At 42.0% G+C, this 17,503-nt stretch carries 12 protein-coding genes and 1 tRNA gene; 3 read left to right on the top strand and 10 right to left on the bottom strand.

Going from position 1 to position 17,503, the window contains the following annotated elements; all coding sequences use genetic code 11:
* Window positions 1–14: 14 nt before the first annotated feature.
* Genes PQO05_RS17265 through PQO05_RS17275 form a run of 3 tightly spaced genes read right to left on the bottom strand, consistent with a single transcriptional unit; the run spans window position 15 to window position 6,499 of the window.
* The gene (locus tag PQO05_RS17265; protein ID WP_273628677.1) at window positions 15–3,203 is read right to left on the bottom strand and encodes a SusC/RagA family TonB-linked outer membrane protein; all 3,189 of its coding nucleotides are present in this window, start codon (window positions 3,201–3,203) and stop codon (window positions 15–17) included.
* Window positions 3,204–3,255: 52 nt separating this feature from the next.
* Window positions 3,256–4,683 carry a sugar porter family MFS transporter gene (locus tag PQO05_RS17270; RefSeq protein WP_273628678.1) on the bottom strand — a complete coding sequence of 476 codons (1,428 nt, stop codon included), beginning with the start codon at window positions 4,681–4,683 and terminating at the stop codon, window positions 3,256–3,258.
* 7 nt (window positions 4,684–4,690) lie between these two features.
* Entirely contained in the window at window positions 4,691–6,499 is a 1,809-nt protein-coding gene (locus tag PQO05_RS17275; RefSeq protein WP_273628680.1) for a class I mannose-6-phosphate isomerase, read from the bottom strand.
* Window positions 6,500–6,761: 262 nt separating this feature from the next.
* Between PQO05_RS17275 and PQO05_RS17280 the strand changes: the two genes are divergently transcribed.
* Complete coding sequence (locus PQO05_RS17280) at window positions 6,762–7,490, top strand: GntR family transcriptional regulator (protein WP_273628681.1); 729 nt, start codon at window positions 6,762–6,764, stop codon at window positions 7,488–7,490.
* Between the two features lie 274 nt (window positions 7,491–7,764).
* Here the strand turns inward: PQO05_RS17280 and PQO05_RS17285 are convergent.
* Window positions 7,765–7,838 (bottom strand) — tRNA-His (locus tag PQO05_RS17285).
* Window positions 7,839–7,953: 115 nt separating this feature from the next.
* Here PQO05_RS17285 and rnhA point away from each other — a divergent pair.
* The gene (rnhA, locus tag PQO05_RS17290) at window positions 7,954–8,424 is read left to right on the top strand and encodes a ribonuclease HI (RefSeq protein ID WP_273628682.1); all 471 of its coding nucleotides are present in this window, start codon (window positions 7,954–7,956) and stop codon (window positions 8,422–8,424) included.
* Window positions 8,425–8,541: 117 nt separating this feature from the next.
* On the opposite strand, the gene fbp is transcribed toward rnhA, so the two are convergent.
* The 6 genes from fbp to PQO05_RS17320 form a co-directional block, all read right to left on the bottom strand.
* Complete coding sequence (gene fbp / locus PQO05_RS17295; RefSeq protein WP_273628683.1) at window positions 8,542–9,591, bottom strand: class 1 fructose-bisphosphatase; 1,050 nt, start codon at window positions 9,589–9,591, stop codon at window positions 8,542–8,544.
* Between the two features lie 22 nt (window positions 9,592–9,613).
* Complete coding sequence (locus PQO05_RS17300) at window positions 9,614–10,105, bottom strand: metallophosphoesterase family protein (protein ID WP_273628685.1); 492 nt, start codon at window positions 10,103–10,105, stop codon at window positions 9,614–9,616.
* An 86-nt stretch (window positions 10,106–10,191) separates the two neighbouring features.
* Entirely contained in the window at window positions 10,192–10,896 is a 705-nt protein-coding gene (locus PQO05_RS17305) for a tRNA1(Val) (adenine(37)-N6)-methyltransferase (protein ID WP_273628686.1), read from the bottom strand.
* 129 nt (window positions 10,897–11,025) lie between these two features.
* On the bottom strand, window positions 11,026–11,415 hold the full coding sequence (gloA2, locus tag PQO05_RS17310) for an SMU1112c/YaeR family gloxylase I-like metalloprotein (protein ID WP_273628687.1): 390 nt from the start codon (window positions 11,413–11,415) through the stop codon (window positions 11,026–11,028).
* A complete protein-coding gene (purL, locus tag PQO05_RS17315) occupies window positions 11,415–13,640 on the bottom strand; it encodes a phosphoribosylformylglycinamidine synthase subunit PurL (protein ID WP_273628688.1) in 2,226 nt (741 codons plus the stop codon). Before purL ends, gloA2 begins: the two co-directional genes overlap by 1 nt.
* Window positions 13,641–14,196: 556 nt before the next feature.
* On the bottom strand, window positions 14,197–15,024 hold the full coding sequence (locus tag PQO05_RS17320) for an energy transducer TonB (protein WP_273628689.1): 828 nt from the start codon (window positions 15,022–15,024) through the stop codon (window positions 14,197–14,199).
* Window positions 15,025–15,279: 255 nt separating this feature from the next.
* On the opposite strand from PQO05_RS17320, the gene PQO05_RS17325 reads away from it, so the two are divergent.
* Complete coding sequence (locus tag PQO05_RS17325; protein ID WP_273628690.1) at window positions 15,280–17,451, top strand: glutamine synthetase III family protein; 2,172 nt, start codon at window positions 15,280–15,282, stop codon at window positions 17,449–17,451.
* The last annotated feature ends 52 nt before the right edge of the window (window positions 17,452–17,503 follow it).

Genomic DNA, 17,503 nt, shown 5'->3' on the forward strand with positions numbered 1-17,503 from the left:
TATTTTTTAATAATCTATTGGAATGTGACGTTTAAACCCACCCCATAAAACCTTGGCATGGGATAAGCGCGGGCACTGTTTGAAGAGGTATTTAAGCTCAGATCATTGTTAAACTCAGAAGTCTCAGGATCGATAAATTTGAGTTTGGTTAATGTAACCAGGTTTTGGCCGATAACCGATACCCTTAATTTTTGGATCCCGATTTTTTTAGTGAGAGACGCAGGCAGGTTATAACCGATGTTTACATTTTTTAAACGGGCGTAAGCACCGTCGAATTTGTAAAGATCAGACCCGTTTCTCCAGTTGTTATTGTTTGATGCCGAACCAATAGCCGCCAATTGCGGGAAGCGTGCATCGGGGTTAGTAGGTGTCCAGAAATCGGTTTGATGCTCGTAAACTGTTGCGCCATAATTGTAGTGGAAAGGTTCAACCAGCTCTCCGCGTAAAAACACATCTCTTTTGCCAACACCCTGTATAAAGGCCGAAAGATCGAACCCTTTATAGGCAACGCGATAAGTGAAACCGAATGTATAACGCGGAAATGGGTTACCCAACGGCACTTTATCTTTATCATCAATCACGCCATCATGATTTTGATCTACAAACTTGAGATCGCCAGGTGCAACCACCTGCCCGGCCGGTTTTGGATAGCTTTGCACATCAGATGCATTTTGGAAATAACCGTTGGTTTTATAGCCATAATATTGTGTGATCGGGTCACCGACGCGGCGGAGAAACGAGAACACATCGGCGTTCACAATTTCCTGGCTTACACCGTAAGACAAAGCCTCCAGCTTGTTTTGGTTATCGGCAATATTGAAGCTGAAATTTTGTGTAACCTGGTTGGTTTTCAAGGTATACGCAATGCTTACCTCCCAACCATGGTTCCTTACTTTTGCTACGTTGGCATCAGGGAAACCGGCACCAAAAATAGCCGTTACATCCTGGCGGGCAGCTAAAATATCTTTGGTTGTTTTGTCGAAATAATCTAACGATAAGGTTAAGTTATTATTTAAGAAAGCCGCATCTAAACCAACATTAAAAGTGGTTGCCCTTTCCCAGGTTAAATCGGGGTTACCCAGGTTATATCCAGCCCCACCCACAACGGTATTGTTAAAGCCATAAGCATTTGGATAGTTAAAATAGGTGGTTTGATACTGGTAAGCATTTACGTTTTGATTACCCAGTACACCATAAGATGTTCTGAATTTTAAGAGGTTAACCGTATTCTTCAATTTCGCCATAAATGGCTCTTCAGTTACCAGCCATGAGGCAGCACCCGATGGAAAGAATCCTGTTCTGTGCCCTGCAGCGAATTTCGAAGATGCATCTTCCCTAAAGTTTCCCTCTAAGAAATAGCGATCCTTGAACGAGTAGTTAGCGCGCCCAAATAAGGAATTAAGGCTGGTTTCCTGTGTAGCACGGTTACCGCTGGCATCCTGATAGTTGCTGTTGTAGCTATTTTGCGCGTCGATAGTAGTCCCTGTTGTTGGGATACCCAATTGAGGATCCGTATATAATTGTTGTAACTGAAAAGCATTAGATGAATACGATTCGTTAGAAACACCTACCAACACCTTGAATTTATGCTCTTGAATTTGCTTATTATACTCGGCATACACCTGGGTATTTAATAACTGATTCCTGTAGCTGTTATCAAAAACTGTATGATCGTCGCCATAAACGCCCGATGGTAAATAGTTAACCTGTTCACGTCTGAAAAACTGGCTGTTATCGTTGATGGTACCGCCGAAGATACCGGTCAGCTTCAAATCTTTAGTGATATTTAGCGTACCGTTCAGGTTGCCAAAAAGCTGGTCGTTATTGGTTAAGCCGTAGCCGCCATGCTCTAAAACACCTTTTTCATTGTATTGCGATGCAATTGGATTAGTCAGATAATTACCATTGGCATCCTGCCAGCTATAATTAATAGGCACCCGGTTAGCATCAGCAAAAATGTTATTATCACCAACGGTATTGGTTTTGTTTTGCGATTTTACATAACTCAAAACCACATTAAACTTAAACTTGCCCACAATAGCTGTTTGATTTAAGCGCAGGTTATATTTTTTGTAACCGAAATCGCCTCCAGAACCTCCGTTACCAATGAGGTTACTACCCTGATCCTGGTAACCTGCCGAAATAAAGTAAGAACTGTTCTCGCCACCACCGCTTACGCTCATGTTTTCAGATTGCAGGGGTGCATTTTTTAACAGGTGATTAATATCCCAGGTGCCATTACCCTGCGCAGCCAGTTGCTGTATTTGCTCTGGCGTGTAAGCAGGCGGCAAGCCTGAGTTAATAAGCGATTGGTTTTTGTAATAAGCATTATCAGAAGCGCTTACTTTTTTAACCAATACATCTGGATTTTGGATCCCGTAGCTGGCATCGAAACTCACACTTGCTTTCTGATTCAATTTGCCGCTTTTGGTGGTTACCAAGATAACCCCATTGGCCGAGCGAGAACCGTAAATAGCCGCAGCACCAGCATCTTTTAATACAGACACGCTGGCTACATCATTTGGGTTTAACAGGTTAATATCGCCGCCAATTATCCCATCAATAACTACCAGCGGGGTATTATCACCCAGGGTACCCAAACCACGAATGTTTAAATTAACACCACTACCGGGATCCATCGTAGTTTGCTGGATAATTAAGTTGGGCGATTCGCCCTGCAGCGCTTGCAACGTATTCAATATCGGTTTATCACCGATATCTTTGGCGCTCACCTGGTTTACGGCACCTGTTAATGATACCTTTGTTTGTGTACCATAACCTACCACAACAACTTCATTAAGTGCCTTAGCATCGGCCTTTAACTTAATGTTGATAGTGGTATTGCCGCCGATGGGTACTTCCTGCTTAGCAAAACCCAGGTATGAAAATGATAATGATTTATTAGCATAAGCCTCCGGGACGCTTAGTTTATAATTACCATTACCATCTGTAACCATGCCTAATGCAGTACCCACTATACCAATACTTACACCCGGCAAAGGCTGGCCCTGCTCATCAGATACACGGCCGGTAACCGTGGTGCTGGCTAAATGCTGTTTATTAGATTTTACCTCGCCTGTATGTTCGCTACTTTCTTCGGCATAGGTATTATTTAACAGCATGGTAAATGCCATCGCGACTGCCATTTGCCTGATGGGCAGCCGTTTGATCTTTTTTAAGTTGTGTAATAATTTTACGCTCATAATAATTGGTTTTAATTGGGGGATGCGTTTATTGAATTGGGATATTGATTGGTCAGTTTTTGGTTTCTTTTTTATAACTTTCTTTCCAGTAGTCCTCGATCATTTCCAGCGATTTGCCTTTGGTTTCGGGAATCAGTTTCCAGGTGATCCACAAAGCCGGCGAACAACACAGAGCAAAAACCCAGAAAGTAAATGATGAGCCGAGGCCTTCGAGCATTACAGGGGTTAACTGGCCCACCAGAAAATTACCCACCCATAATGAAAGTGTAGCCAGTGCCATGGCCTTGCCGCGAATGGCATTCGGAAATATTTCGCCCACAACAACCCAGCAAACCGGGCCGAAAGAAAAAGCAAAACAAGCAATGAATGATAAAATGAAGATGAGTATCCACGGCCCCTGCGTTATGCCTAAGGCAAAAAGAGCACCGATAATAAGCAGGGAAACAACAGCGCCGCCAATACCTACATATAAGAGCGGCTTACGGCCCCATTTATCAATGGTAAAAATGGCTACAAAGGTAAATATCACATTAACCAGCCCGATGGTAACCTGGCCGCCTAAAGCATTATTGAGTGTAAAACCGGCCTGCTCCAGTATTTTAGGGCCATAGTAGATTACCGCATTAATACCACATACCTGCGACAGGAATGGTAAAAGCAAGCCTATCCACAATGCCTTACGATACACTGGTGTAAACAGTTCTTTTAATGATGTTGACTGCTCGTTATGCTGTGAGGTTTCAAAATCTGCCACCTCTTTGTTTGCAGCTGCTGTACCATCAATTTTTATTAATATGGCCGTGGCTTTTGCCTTAGCACCATTTAACAGCAACCACCTGGGCGATTCGGGCACCAGGAAAAGCGAGATCAAAAATATACCCGCAGGCAAGGCACCTAAGCCCAGCATGGCGCGCCATACCTCGGTCGAGAAAATCTTTTTGGTGCTCTCGGAATCGAAACTGTCAGCTGCGTGATTAACCAGATAAGCATTAGAAAAATAGGCCAGTACAATACCAATTGTTAAAGCCAGTTGGTAAAGCGATACCATCATGCCCCGGTAACGGGATGGCGAAAATTCTGAAATATATAAAGGCGACACCATGGAGGCCACACCTATACCCAAACCACCTACTAACCTGAATAAAATTAATACGGTGAATGAGGTAGAAAGCATACAACCCAAAGCCGAGGCCAAAAACAGTACCGCAGATAAAATCAGGATAATTTTACGCCCGTATTTGTCGCTCAGTTTACCAGAGCATGCCACGCCAATAATACAGCCCAACAGGGCACAGCTTACAAACCAGCCTTCATTAACAGCATCAAGCTTAAAATCGTGCTTTACCAGGTTTACCGTTCCCGAAATTACAGCAGTATCGAAGCCAAATAAAAAGCCTCCAAGCGCGGCCACCAGGCACACCAGGTATAAATAGCCGGCATTTTTTTTCACTGTGATATCTTGTTCTGTTGCGGTTATCATGCTTTTCTTATTTTAAAAATGCTTTAATCACTTTTGCATTGCTTTTACCCAAATTGGTAAGCGTATAGTGTTTTGCCGCAGCCGGTATCACAAAAGTTTCGGCATAAGCAAATACATGTTTAGTGCCGTCGGCTGTTTCGAGTAACACAGACTCGCCCTCTACCAGCATCATTACATGGCAGCAATTATCTGTAATTACTTGTACCTGGGTATTAAAATCAAGGCGGTGTACATCGTAAAAATGTTGTTCGTGTGTAGGTATATGAATCAGTTTCCAATCTGTACCTTCTTTTAGCACAGCTGGTTTGGAAATGAGTTCGTCCTGTACCCGCTTACCTTTACGTTCGAAGTTGAGATTGTTAAAGGCATGGTCAATATTGATTGGCCTTGGGTTGCCATCCAGATCAAGCCTTAACCAGTCATACATTTTAAAGGTAAAAATGTAGGGGGTTGCACTAATTTCGAGCACCATATTGTTAGCGCCTGCGCTATGCACGGTACCATTAGGAATCAGAAACAGATCGTGCTTTTTAGCCACATGTGCCTGAACAAAATCTCTGATCTCTATTTCTACACCTTCGGTCTGGCTATTTATTAGTGTCTTTTTAAATTCTTCGGGATTGATGTTTTCCTGAAAACCCAGGTATACTTCAGCATTGTCTTTGCAATCGAGAATATAATAGGTTTCATCCTGGGTAATGGTTTCGCCAAAATTATCCTGGATATATTTTAACCTTGGGTGGCATTGGATAGACAGGTTGCCCCCATCAAACGTATCCAGAAAATCAAACCTGATCGGAAACTCATCGCCAAATTTTTCGGCATGTTTACCCAGCACCTGCTGCTGATTGGCAAACATTAAAAAATCAAACGATACCTCGAGTAAATTACCATTGCTTTCGAAAACCAACCCATTTTCGGGCACAATCAGCTCAAAGGACCATGCATAATTAATTACATCTTTATTGATATTAGGGATAAACTCTTTAATCCACTGCCCCCCCCAGGCCCCAGGCTCGAACCATGGCCGAACCCTGATCACCGAATTGCTGATTTTATTTAAACCTTCGGCTAAATCAGCCTTTAGCATCCAGTTGACATCATTTAGCCACTGGCCATCTGCAACCACAGTAATCTGATCGAGGATATCTTTTTTATGCTTGTTCAACAAAACCCAGTCTACAAAATAAAACCGCTTGTACATTATAAAAGGCTCAGTAATCTCGTCGGTACCCAAATTAGTGATAGACCCGGCACGCATGCGGAACTGCAATTCGTTCTTAGGCAGGTCGATATATATTACCGGCGCATCCCAATTAACCAAGGTAGCACCCGTACCTATTACAATATTGATATCAAATTCTGTGTTGGGATTTTGTACCGAAAGCTGATCTGTTAAAAAAAATTCGTTGAGGTTCAATGTACATTTTGTTCCCCACACGGCATCCGGAGCTCCTAAATATGGTTGTACAAGTGTTTCAATTTCTTCCGGGCTTTTTAAATAATCAACAGTGGCCACCCAATTAACGCTTAAGCCCTTTGCTAAGAATTCTTCATTTAAGCCATTTTTTATCTCATCCCAAAAAACTCCGGCGTAACCATCAACTATAGCTATTTTTTGTTCAATTATCCAGTTGGCAAGTGATGCATAACCATTAAAAATACGATTATGGCCCAGCGCACAAAATGGGTATATGTTATAAACGCCTTCTGGAGTAAGGGCTCTGTTAAGCTTTTTAGGCATTGGAAACTGCGTAGACTTACGTGCTTGCAAAGCAACAGGCTCTTGATGACCATTAGTAGAATTTAAGTTCATTTTTATTTGTAGTAATGTATGTACATATTAAATGCTACATAAAAATATCATTGCTGATAAATTGTAGACCAATAAAATTTAAAAATGGTTGGTTTATTGTTATAATGTACAAACATATAAATAAATTTAAGATTCCAAACATATTGCAAATTATTTTTATCCTGCTTAGGAAAATCAGATAATTACGCTGTTACCACCATACATTATGTATAAACATATTAAGTATTTTAAAAATGCTTAATATTGTAACTCAATAAAGCAAATGAGGTATTCTATAGACCATAAAAGCCCTATCCCACTACATATACAGGCTGAAACGCTTTTGCGTAGCTTGATTACAGAGGAAGAATATCAGAACGGCAAAGTTTTGCCTAATGAAGTGGAGCTGGCCAAGCAGTTGGCTATATCACGTACCACGCTTAGGCAGGCTATTAATAAATTGGTTTATGAAGGCTTGCTGGTGCGTAAAAAAAGAACAGGCACTAAAGTTGCACAAGCTGCGGTTAGTTCAAAATCGAATAATTGGCTAAGTTTTTCGCAGGAAATGAAGCTGAGAGGAATTACCATTAAAAATTTCGAACTACATGTTACCTGGGTTTATCCGGATGAGTTTCTGGCCAATTTTTTCGAAATAAAAACTGACCGTAAAATTCTGAAAATGGAACGTGTAAGAGGAAAACCAGATGAACCATTTGTGTACTTTGTATCTTATTTTCACCCACGTGTAGGCCTTACCGGCGATGAGGATTTTAAACGCCCGCTTTATGAAATGCTGGAGCAGGAACATTCTGTTATAGCTACATTATCAAAAGAAGAAATCAGTGCAAAGGCCGCAGATTCCATTATTGCAGAAAAACTAAGGTTATCGGTGGGCGCACCTATCCTCTTTCGTAAACGTTTTGTATTTGACCAGGGTGAACGACCTATTGAATATAATTTGGGCTATTATAGAGCCGACAGCTTTGTGTACACTGTAGAAAGTTCAAGATAGTGTAATACAGCGCTGTTGTAATTAATACATATATCAACTTAAAAATCAGCAACATACCTGTTAAATAATTCATCTAATTCAATAATCACAGAGGCTATTGATGACTGTTAATAAGGGATGCGCTACCCCTTCCCTTTTTGTAGAGTTTGAGACCACTTTATTGATTGCAGCCATGCCGGCGAAACCCGTTGTAAACATTTTCGTCAAGTTGGGCAGTTTTTCGAAGGCATAAAAAAAGCCCTTTTACTGCTGTAAAAAGGCTTTTTAGAAAAAGGGTAAATGATGGGGCTCGAACCCACGACCCTCGGTACCACAAACCGATGCTCTAACCAACTGAGCTACATCTACCGTTTGGAGAGTGCAAAAGTAGAAATATCTGCGTTGTTTGCAAACTCTTTTTTCAAAAAAAATATAACATTCTGTGAGCCTGAGGGTAAATTCTTATAATTGCAGCTCAAATACTATGATCGAAATTTTTACAGACGGCGCATCAAGCGGCAACCCGGGCCCGGGCGGGTATGGGGTGGTACTGCGTGCCGGCAAACACTATAAAGAACTCTCTGAGGGCTTCCGAAAGACTACAAACAATCGCATGGAGCTTTTGGCGGTCATCAAGGGCTTAGAAGCCTTAAAAACACCAAATCAGGATGTGGTTATCTGCTCGGACTCTAAATACGTTATTGATGCCATTGAAAAACGCTGGGTTTACGGCTGGTTAAAAATTGGGTTTAAGGATAAAAAGAATAAAGACCTCTGGATGCGTTACCTTGAAATAAGCAAACTGCACAAAATTCGTTTTATATGGGTACGCGGTCACAACGGTCACCCCGAAAATGAGCGTTGCGATCAATTAGCCGTAGCAGCATCTAAATCGAAAGAATTATTGATTGATACCGTGTTTGAAGCCGAGAACGGACGCGTGAATTTGATATAGTTTGATAGATACAAGAAATAAGAGCCAGGAAACAAGACTGATTTGCATAGTCTCAATTCTTGTCTCTATTTTATAATATAACGTCTTGTCTCTTGCTTCTCGCTTCTTGTATCTTTTTTATTGTATTACCACAGCGCCTTCGAAATTCTTTTTCATTACCTGGGGCGAAAAGCAAGCCATCATTTCTTCGGCTTTGTTAACCATATTTTCCGAGCCAATAAATATGGCCGAGCGCTGGTGCAAATTGGTTACCTCGAGTTCTAATATCCGTTGATAGCCATTGCTGGCCTTACCGCCTGCCTGTTCGATAATAAAAGCCATAGGGTTACATTCATAAACCAGGCGCAGTTTCCCTTTAGGTGCGCTGGCTGTAATGGGGTAAATAAATATGCCGCCTTTAATCATATTACGGTGCAGATCGGCTACCATGGAACCTGTATAGCGAGAGGTATACGGGCGGTTTGTGGCATCATCCTCTACCTGGCAATATTTAATATACTTTTTAACCCCATCGGGGAAATGCGCATAATAGCCCTCGTTGATGGAGTAGATCATACCGTCCTTCGGCACCCTCATTTCGGGATGCGAGAGGCAAAACTCACCAATAGATGGGTCGAGTGTAAAGCCATTAACCCCTTTACCAGTAGTGTAAACCAGCATAGTTGATGAGCCATAGATCACATAACCGGCAGCAACCTGCTCGGTACCGCGTTGTAACACATCTTCGAGCGTTGCCTTGCCTTCAACAGATTTTCTGCGGTAGATGGAGAAGATGGTACCTACCCCAACATTTACATCAATGTTTGACGAACCATCTAAAGGGTCGATGGCTACAATATATTTGGCGTCTTTAGAAATTTCCGAATCGATATAAATGTATTCGTCATTCTCTTCCGATACTACAATGCAACACTCTCCCCCACTTTGCAGTGCGCTGATGAATTGTTCATTGGCATAAATATCCAGTTTCTTCTGATACTCGCCCTGAACATTGGTGGTGCCCGCTTCGCCTAAAATATCCACTAAGCCAGCCTTATTTACCTCCCGGTTCACAATTTTGGCGGCGATACCAATGTCCCGCAACAGTCTTGAAAGTTCGCCCTTAGCGTAAGGGAAATCTGCTTGTTTTTCAATAATAAATTGACCGAGGGTTTTGGTTACTTTCATAGGCTTAGTGTATTTTTTACGTTTATCTGTTCATTTCTATAATCTGTAAGTTATGAATTTTATCGCCAGAAATAGCAAACTTTACCAATGTACGTACCTTATGCCAGCCCTGTTTGCCAGCAGCGCCGGGGTTTATATGTAAACAGTTAATCTTCTTATCAAAAATCACCTTCAATATGTGCGAATGACCGGTGATAAACAAATTGGGTGGGTTAGTGTAAATTTCACCCTTTATATTAGCACTATATCTGTCGGGGTAACCGCCGATATGCGTCATCCAAACATCTACATCCTCACATTTAAAACGCAGGTGTTCTGGGTACACTAAACGTATGTCCTTACCATCGATGTTACCGTAAACACCTTTCAATGGTTTAAACGCAGCCAGCTGATCGACAAGCTCCAGCGTACCAAAATCGCCGGCATGCCAAATCTCATCACAATCGGCAAAATGTTTAAATACAGCGTCGTCGAGGTAACTATGCGTGTCGGAGATAAGACCAATTCTTGTCATGCTTTAGAATAGATATGAGATGTGAGATATTAGATTTGAGACTCCTTTGAGAAACAAGAGCCAAGATACAAGAATCGGGACTGAACTTAAAAGATGGTGAAGAAGTCTTTCAGAGCAGATTCGTATTGAGCTGTATATTTTTTAGGCTCTGCGTAGATAGTAAAATCAGTGACGGTAACCGGCAATTCATGCAATGAGAAAGCAACTATATGCCGGTGAGGTTCTGATTGCGGGTAAGATTTAATATCGATCTGCGTATGCAAATACAAACCATAGTTTTTGGCGATAGCCTGTACTACTCCTGATGTAGTAACAGGTAATATCAACCACAATAATCCATCACTTGTTAAATGCTTTGATGTAGTGCTTAATAATTTATCGAAAAACTGCTCATCGGTATGTTTGGCAACCGTGCGTTGTTTGCCTGGCGATTTAAGCGAGTTGATATAGAAAGGCGGGTTACTTATAATGAGATCATATTTCAGATTGGGATTTTGTCGAAAGTATTCTTCAAATCCAATATGATGAGCAGTTAATCTTTCAGCAAATTTTGATGCTTTAAAGTTCCGGTCTGCAGTTGTTGCAGCTGCCTCATCTATTTCAACTGCATCTATTTTAGCGGTGACAAATCGCTGAGCCAACATTAAGGCTATGACGCCTGTGCCTGTGCCAATATCCAATATACTTTGGAGTTCATTTGCTTGTGTGAGTGCCCCTAACAATACGCCATCGGTATTGATCTTCATGGCGCAACCGCTTTGGTCTACAGCAAATTGTTTGAATTGGAACATCACTTTACATCATAAACGTCATTGCGAGGAACGAAGCAATCCCCGACTTACAGAGCGGCCCTGTAAAGTTCGCGATTGCTTCGTTCCTCGCAATGACGTTATTATTTAATTTTTCTTCCGAACTCTAACCTACACCTCGTAAAACTCTATTGGCAGCCCATCCGGATCTGCCATAAAGGTGAAGCGTTTACCGGTGAACTCATCTACCCTAATAGGCTCGGTTATTACACCGTGCGCGTTTACTTCAGCAATAGCTACCTCGATATCATCAACCTCGAAAGCCAAATGGCGTAAACCGGCGGCCTCGGGGCGAGATGGACGCGGTGGCGGCTCTGGAAATGAAAAAAGCTCGATCTGGTATAGTCCTCCGACTTCCAGATCAAGCTTATATGAGTTTCTTTCCTTGCGGAATACTTCGCGAACAGCTTTCATGCCGAGTACTTCTGTGTAAAAATGTTTCGACTTTGCATAGTCGGTACAAATTATCGCAACGTGGTGTACCCGGTGAAGCTTTAGCATTATTCGCCTAAGATTGAATGCAATACGTTATCGTAAACCAATCTAATGTCGGTAATGTTGCCATAAAGCTCATCATCAACAAACAGGTTGCCCTGATGAGATACAGTACCCAGCAGACTGAACGGAGTTTCTGATGTTGCCATCATTTCAACAAAACGTTCTTCATCAGCCGGTGCAACACTTACTACTACCCTGCCTTGTGCTTCGCCGAACAAAAATGCATCCTTACGGATCTCGCTATCAGATTCAATATTGAAACCTAAGCCATTTGGCAATGAAGATTCCAGTAAATTGATATATAAACCACCATCAGCCACATCATGTGCAGACTGGATTACTTTATGCAAAATCAGTTCTTTTACAATCTGGTGCATTTCGTATTCCTTTTCCATATCAAAATACGGAGCAGGTGATTTTTTAACTTTATGATACGACGACAGATACTGTGACGATGCAATATCATTCACAGATTCGCCGATCAGGTAGATCAAATCATCCGGTTGTTTAAAGTCCGATGTCATCATGTTATCAATGTCATCCAACACACCCAGCATGCCAATAGTTGGCGTTGGGAAAACCGGACCATCATCTGACGACTGGTTGTAGAAACTTACGTTACCACCGGTAACCGGGGTACCAAATTTGGTACAAGCTTCGCCCATGCCTTTAATAGCGCTCACAAACTGCCAGAAAACTTCCGGAATGTATGGATTACCAAAGTTTAAGCAATTGGTAATAGCCACAGGTTCACCACCGGCACAGGTAATGTTACGTGCAGCCTCGGCCACAGCAATTGAAGTACCTTTCTGCGGATCGGCATTTACGTAGCGCGAGTTACAATCTGTTGTTAAAGCAATTGCTTTACGGGTACCTTTTACAGCCACAATAGCTGCATCACTTGGGCGATTGGTAGTCATGGTAGCCGTACCCACCATTGAATCGTACTGGTTGGTTACCCAACGTTTTGATGCAATGTTTGGATGAGCAACCAAATGCTCAGCAACGTCAACCAAGTTCTCAGGCTCGGCAACGTCATTTATATTAAATTTCTGATATTCCTGGTAGTAAGCAGGCTCGCGGTATTCGCGGTCGTAAACCGGGGCGCCACCACCTAATACTAAATCATCAGCAGGTACATCGGCAACCAGTTCGCCGTTCATGTAATACTCCAGGCGTTTGGTATCGGTAACTTCGCCAATAATAGCGCAGTTTAAATCCCATTTATCAAATACGGCCTGTACTAAAGCTTCCTTACCTTTTTCAACCACGATAAGCATACGCTCTTGTGATTCTGAAAGCAGGATTTCGAAAGGCTTCATATTTTCCTGGCGGGTTGGTACTTTATCCAGCCAGATTTTCATACCGTGCTCGCCTTTGGCTGACATTTCTGAGTTTGAGCAGATAATACCTGCCGCACCCATATCCTGCATACCAATAACAGCACCGGTTTTAATAACTTCCAGAGTAGCTTCCAGTAACAGCTTTTCCTGGAACGGATCGCCCACCTGTACAGCCGGTAAATCGTTAACAGAATCTTCTGTAATATCTTTTGATGCAAATGCCGCACCGTGGATACCATCTTTACCTGTTGCAGAACCTACGATATAAACCGGGTTGCCCACACCGTAAGAAGTAGCAGAAACGGTTTCGCCAGTCTTAACAATACCGGCCGACATGGCGTTAACCAGCGGATTTACGTTAAAACTTTCGTCAAAGTAAAGTTCGCCGCCTACAGTTGGGATACCAAAGGCATTACCATAATGGCTGATACCTTTAACTACACCTTTAACTAACCATTTGGTACGGTCTAATGCCAAATCACCAAAACGCAGTGAGTTTAATTGTGCAATGGGGCGTGCGCCCATGGTAAAAATATCGCGGTTAATACCACCAACACCTGTTGCCGCACCTTGGTAAGGTTCTAAAGCCGATGGGTGGTTATGTGATTCTATCTTAAACGCGCAGCCAATGCCGTCGCCAAGGTCAACCAGTCCGGCATTTTCCTCACCTGCTTTGGCCAGCATACGCGCGCCATCACGTGGAAGGGTTTTTAACCATTTGATTGAGTTTTTGTACGAGCAGTGCTCGCTCCACATTACAGAAAATATAGACAGTTCGGTAAAGTTAGGCACGCGACCTAAAATTTCCTTAATGCGGTCATACTCCTGGGGTAATAAGCCTAATTCTTTGGCGGTTTCAACGGTAGTTAATTCCTGTTGCTCCAATGTTGTAAGTGTTATATGAAAGGATTCGCAAAATTAGTAAAATGATTGGAAAGGCTTGAAGGTTTTTGATAATACTGTTGGGAAAAGAGTCAAGAATCAGGAATCAAGACTTTTCAAATCCCTCCTTCGGGACTACCGTGTACCCACATCTTTTAACCTGCTACAGTTTATACCCCTTATTAATGTTGGAAGTGGTAGCACTGTCAGTGCATTCCCCTAATTTAGGGGAACACTACTATCTGTGCAACTTGCCATAACGTTAATAAGGGGTAGAAATTTAGGCTGAGCGAACTTGTGGATTCACGGTAGTCCCTCGGGAGGGGCGCGTTGAGTGGTGTGATGACAGGGAGGGGTTTAGTCGCCCTGTTTTCTACATTATGTATATTCGATCTGTAGAGCTACGAGATTATTAATAATGTATTTGTTTTCATTGGTATTAATGAGCTCCCTCCGGTCGGTTATCCACGTCGTTCCTCCTCGCAATGACAAAATATAATTATAACAAAAAAAGGGATCAACGCTTCCGCCAATCCCTCTGCAAGTATGTTGCAATTGATTAATTATTTTGTTGAAAATTTATTGGGATATTAAACTGTACCCGTACAGCTTGCCCACCTTGCATACCTGGCTTCCATTTTGGCGCCATGCGTATTACGCGCAGTGCTTCGGCATCAAGTTCGGGGCTAACACCTTTTAAAATTTTAATATTTGATAAGCTGCCATCACGCTCTACTACAAAGCTTACAAATACACGGCCTTGGGCATCGGTATCAGGGTATCTTAAGTTGCGCTGTATAAATTTACTCCATCCAGCCATACCGCCCATAGGTTCGGGAGATACTTCTGCAAAATCACGTATTCCTGTATCGTTATCAACTTTATCGCCGGTTCCTGTTCCGTTACCTGTACCTTCTGCAATAGGCTGAACTGCCGGACCAGTACCTTTTGACGCCTCTGAACTAATAGTTGATTGGCTAATTTGAGCCATTGTAGGCGGATCTGTGGTTACAGGCTCAGTTGTTACGTGTGTTGGAATAACAACGCTTGGGCCTGATGGTGTAGCCTGTAAAGGTTTAACCGGTGCAGCTTTTGCTGGCGGTGGTTGTAATGGTTCGTCAATTTTTTTAGGTGGAGGAGGCAAAATAACTTTAGGATCAGAAAGATGAATTATATGAACAATTTCATCCGGCTTGGCATTGAGCCGTGTAATAACAGCCATAGTAATAGCCACTGAAACAAAACCAAGCAAGGTAAACGCCATTGCCTTCGCCATGGTTTGCGAATAGTGTTGTCTCAGTTCGTAAGCGCCATAATTTTTGTTACGGTTTTCAAATACAAGGTCGAGCCACTCAGACTTGTACAAATCAAATTTGGGAATAAGCATGGTGAAATGAATTTAAGTTTTAATGTTTAGTGATATAACGAAATAAAGAACGGAATTGTTGTTATTAAATGCAACAATGTTTCAATATTTTTTCTCATGCAAAAATGCTTAAAAATCAAATTTTTCGTTTACCTGCCGTTTTGCTTATATTTTTCTAATTATTTTCAGTTTTAGCGAATAAATCTTAAATAATTAGCGGGTTTTATAATCCTATTTTTATTTTTGATGAATTAATTGTCAATAATCCTGTTTAAAATGTCAAACATTCGATTTAAAGCGCTAGAAACTGTCTTAACACGCTCTATTCCAGAGGTTAAAACACCAAGCGCTAAAATTTCTGATTACTTTGCTGCCAACGTTTTCGATAAAAAGAAAATGAGGGAATACCTGTCGAAAGAAGCTTACCTAAGCATTGTAAATTCTATTGACAACGGCGAACCAATTGCACGCGATACTGCAGAGCAAACAGCTTCTGCCATGAAGGGCTGGGCCATGAGCAAAGGTGCCACCCACTACACCCACTGGTTTCAGCCATTAACAGGAACAACCGCCGAAAAACACGATGCCTTTTTTGAACCTACTGCCGATGGTGCAATAGAGAAATTTAGCGGTGACGCTTTAGCGCAGCAAGAGCCGGATGCTTCGAGCTTTCCTAACGGCGGCATCCGTAATACATTTGAGGCCCGCGGTTATACTGCATGGGACCCATCATCTCCGGCATTCATTATGGGCCGCACATTGTGTATCCCTACCGTATTTGTATCATATACCGGCGAAGCGCTTGATTATAAAGTGCCATTGTTAAAAGCATTAAGCGCTTTAGATAAAGCCGCTGTTGATGTTTGCCATTACTTTGATAAAAGCATTGAGAAAGTTAATGCTTCATTGGGTATCGAGCAGGAATATTTCCTGGTTGACCTTGCCTTATACAATGCACGCCCGGATATGTATTTAACTGGTCGTACTTTATTTGGTCACCTGTCAGCTAAAAACCAACAGTTAGAAGATCATTACTTCGGTTCGATCCCAGAACGTGTTTACGCCTTTATGCAGGATTTTGAGACCGAAGCCTTATTATTAGGTATCCCATTAAAAACCCGCCACAACGAGGTTGCGCCTTCACAATTTGAGTGCGCCCCTATTTATGAAGAAATAAACCTGGCTATAGATCACAACTCCTTATTAATGGATTTGATGGATAAGGTTGCCAAACGCCATAACTTTAAAGTGTTATTGCATGAGAAACCTTATGCAGGTGTAAACGGATCGGGCAAACACAATAACTGGTCGATGATTACCAATACAGGTAAAAACTTGTTATCGCCAGGCAAAACGCCTAAAAACAACCTGATGTTCTTAACCTTCTTTGTAAATACCATCAAAGCAGTATCAGAACATGCAGACTTGTTAAGGGCATCAATTGCATCAGTAAACAACGATCACCGTTTGGGTGCTAACGAAGCCCCTCCGGCTATTATATCTATCTTCCTGGGCAGCCAGCTGAATGATGTATTGGATGAGATCGAAACTTCACGTATCAGCAAAAAACTGAAGGAAGAAGCTTTGCTGTGGCAAGGTATCCCTAAGATCCCGCAAATACTGAAAGATAACACCGACCGTAACCGTACCTCTCCTTTTGCCTTTACCGGTAATAAGTTCGAGCTGCGTGCTGTAGGTTCATCAGCAAACTCGGCCAACCCAATGACGATCCTGAACCTGATTGTTGCCGATCAGTTAAGGAAATTCAAACTGGAGGTTGATAAGCTGATTAAAAAAGGCGAGAAAAAAGATTTAGCCCTGCTTACTGTAATTAAACGTTACATTAAAGAATCAAAATCTATCCGCTTTGAAGGAAACGGTTATAGCGAAGAGTGGGAAAAAGAAGCAGCAGCAAGAGGTTTATCAAACATCAAAACTACGCCAAAAGCACTTGATGTTTTAATTACCGAAAAAACGGAAAAACTGTTCGAAGAAACCCGCGTATTCAGCCGCCGTGAAGCACATGCACGCCACGATATTTTACTGGAAGAGTTTTACAAAAAACTCCAGATAGAAGCACGAGTAATGGGCGAATTGGTTGATAACGTAATTATCCCTGCCGCCATTAACTACCAAAGCGCACTGGTTGAAAACGTAAAAGGCTTAAAAGACATCGGCTTAAAAGCTGATACATACACCGTACAGCTGGATATTATCAATAAACTGGCCGAGCATATCAACTTTATCAAAACCAATGTCGATCAAATGGTTGAAGCCCGCAAAAAGGCTAACATTATTGAGGATACCCGCGAGAAAGCAATTGCTTATGACGAAACGGTAAAATCATTCTTCCAACCGATCCGTTACCATGTAGATAAGCTGGAGCAACTGGTTGACGACAGACTTTGGCCGTTACCAAAATTCAGAGAGTTATTATTTATCAAATAAGAACAATGAACCGTAGAGACACAACATCTTGTGTCTCTTATAATAATATCAC

Origin of the sequence: Mucilaginibacter jinjuensis, assembly GCF_028596025.1 — a bacterium.
In the GTDB taxonomy this organism is placed as follows: Bacteria; Bacteroidota; Bacteroidia; order Sphingobacteriales; family Sphingobacteriaceae; genus Mucilaginibacter; species Mucilaginibacter jinjuensis.

Bases quoted from the DNA above. Each gene is read 5' to 3' on its own strand.
- PQO05_RS17265 (WP_273628677.1), bottom strand. From the start codon at position 3,203: ATGAGCGTAAAATTATTACACAACTTAAAAAAGATCAAACGGCTGCCC.
- PQO05_RS17270 (WP_273628678.1), bottom strand. From the start codon at position 4,683: ATGATAACCGCAACAGAACAAGATATCACAGTGAAAAAAAATGCCGGC.
- PQO05_RS17275 (WP_273628680.1), bottom strand. From the start codon at position 6,499: ATGAACTTAAATTCTACTAATGGTCATCAAGAGCCTGTTGCTTTGCAA.
- PQO05_RS17280 (WP_273628681.1), top strand. From the start codon at position 6,762: ATGAGGTATTCTATAGACCATAAAAGCCCTATCCCACTACATATACAG.
- rnhA (WP_273628682.1), top strand. From the start codon at position 7,954: ATGATCGAAATTTTTACAGACGGCGCATCAAGCGGCAACCCGGGCCCG.
- fbp (WP_273628683.1), bottom strand. From the start codon at position 9,591: ATGAAAGTAACCAAAACCCTCGGTCAATTTATTATTGAAAAACAAGCA.
- PQO05_RS17300 (WP_273628685.1), bottom strand. From the start codon at position 10,105: ATGACAAGAATTGGTCTTATCTCCGACACGCATAGTTACCTCGACGAC.
- PQO05_RS17305 (WP_273628686.1), bottom strand. From the start codon at position 10,896: ATGTTCCAATTCAAACAATTTGCTGTAGACCAAAGCGGTTGCGCCATG.
- gloA2 (WP_273628687.1), bottom strand. From the start codon at position 11,415: ATGCTAAAGCTTCACCGGGTACACCACGTTGCGATAATTTGTACCGAC.
- PQO05_RS17320 (WP_273628689.1), bottom strand. From the start codon at position 15,024: ATGCTTATTCCCAAATTTGATTTGTACAAGTCTGAGTGGCTCGACCTT.
- PQO05_RS17325 (WP_273628690.1), top strand. From the start codon at position 15,280: ATGTCAAACATTCGATTTAAAGCGCTAGAAACTGTCTTAACACGCTCT.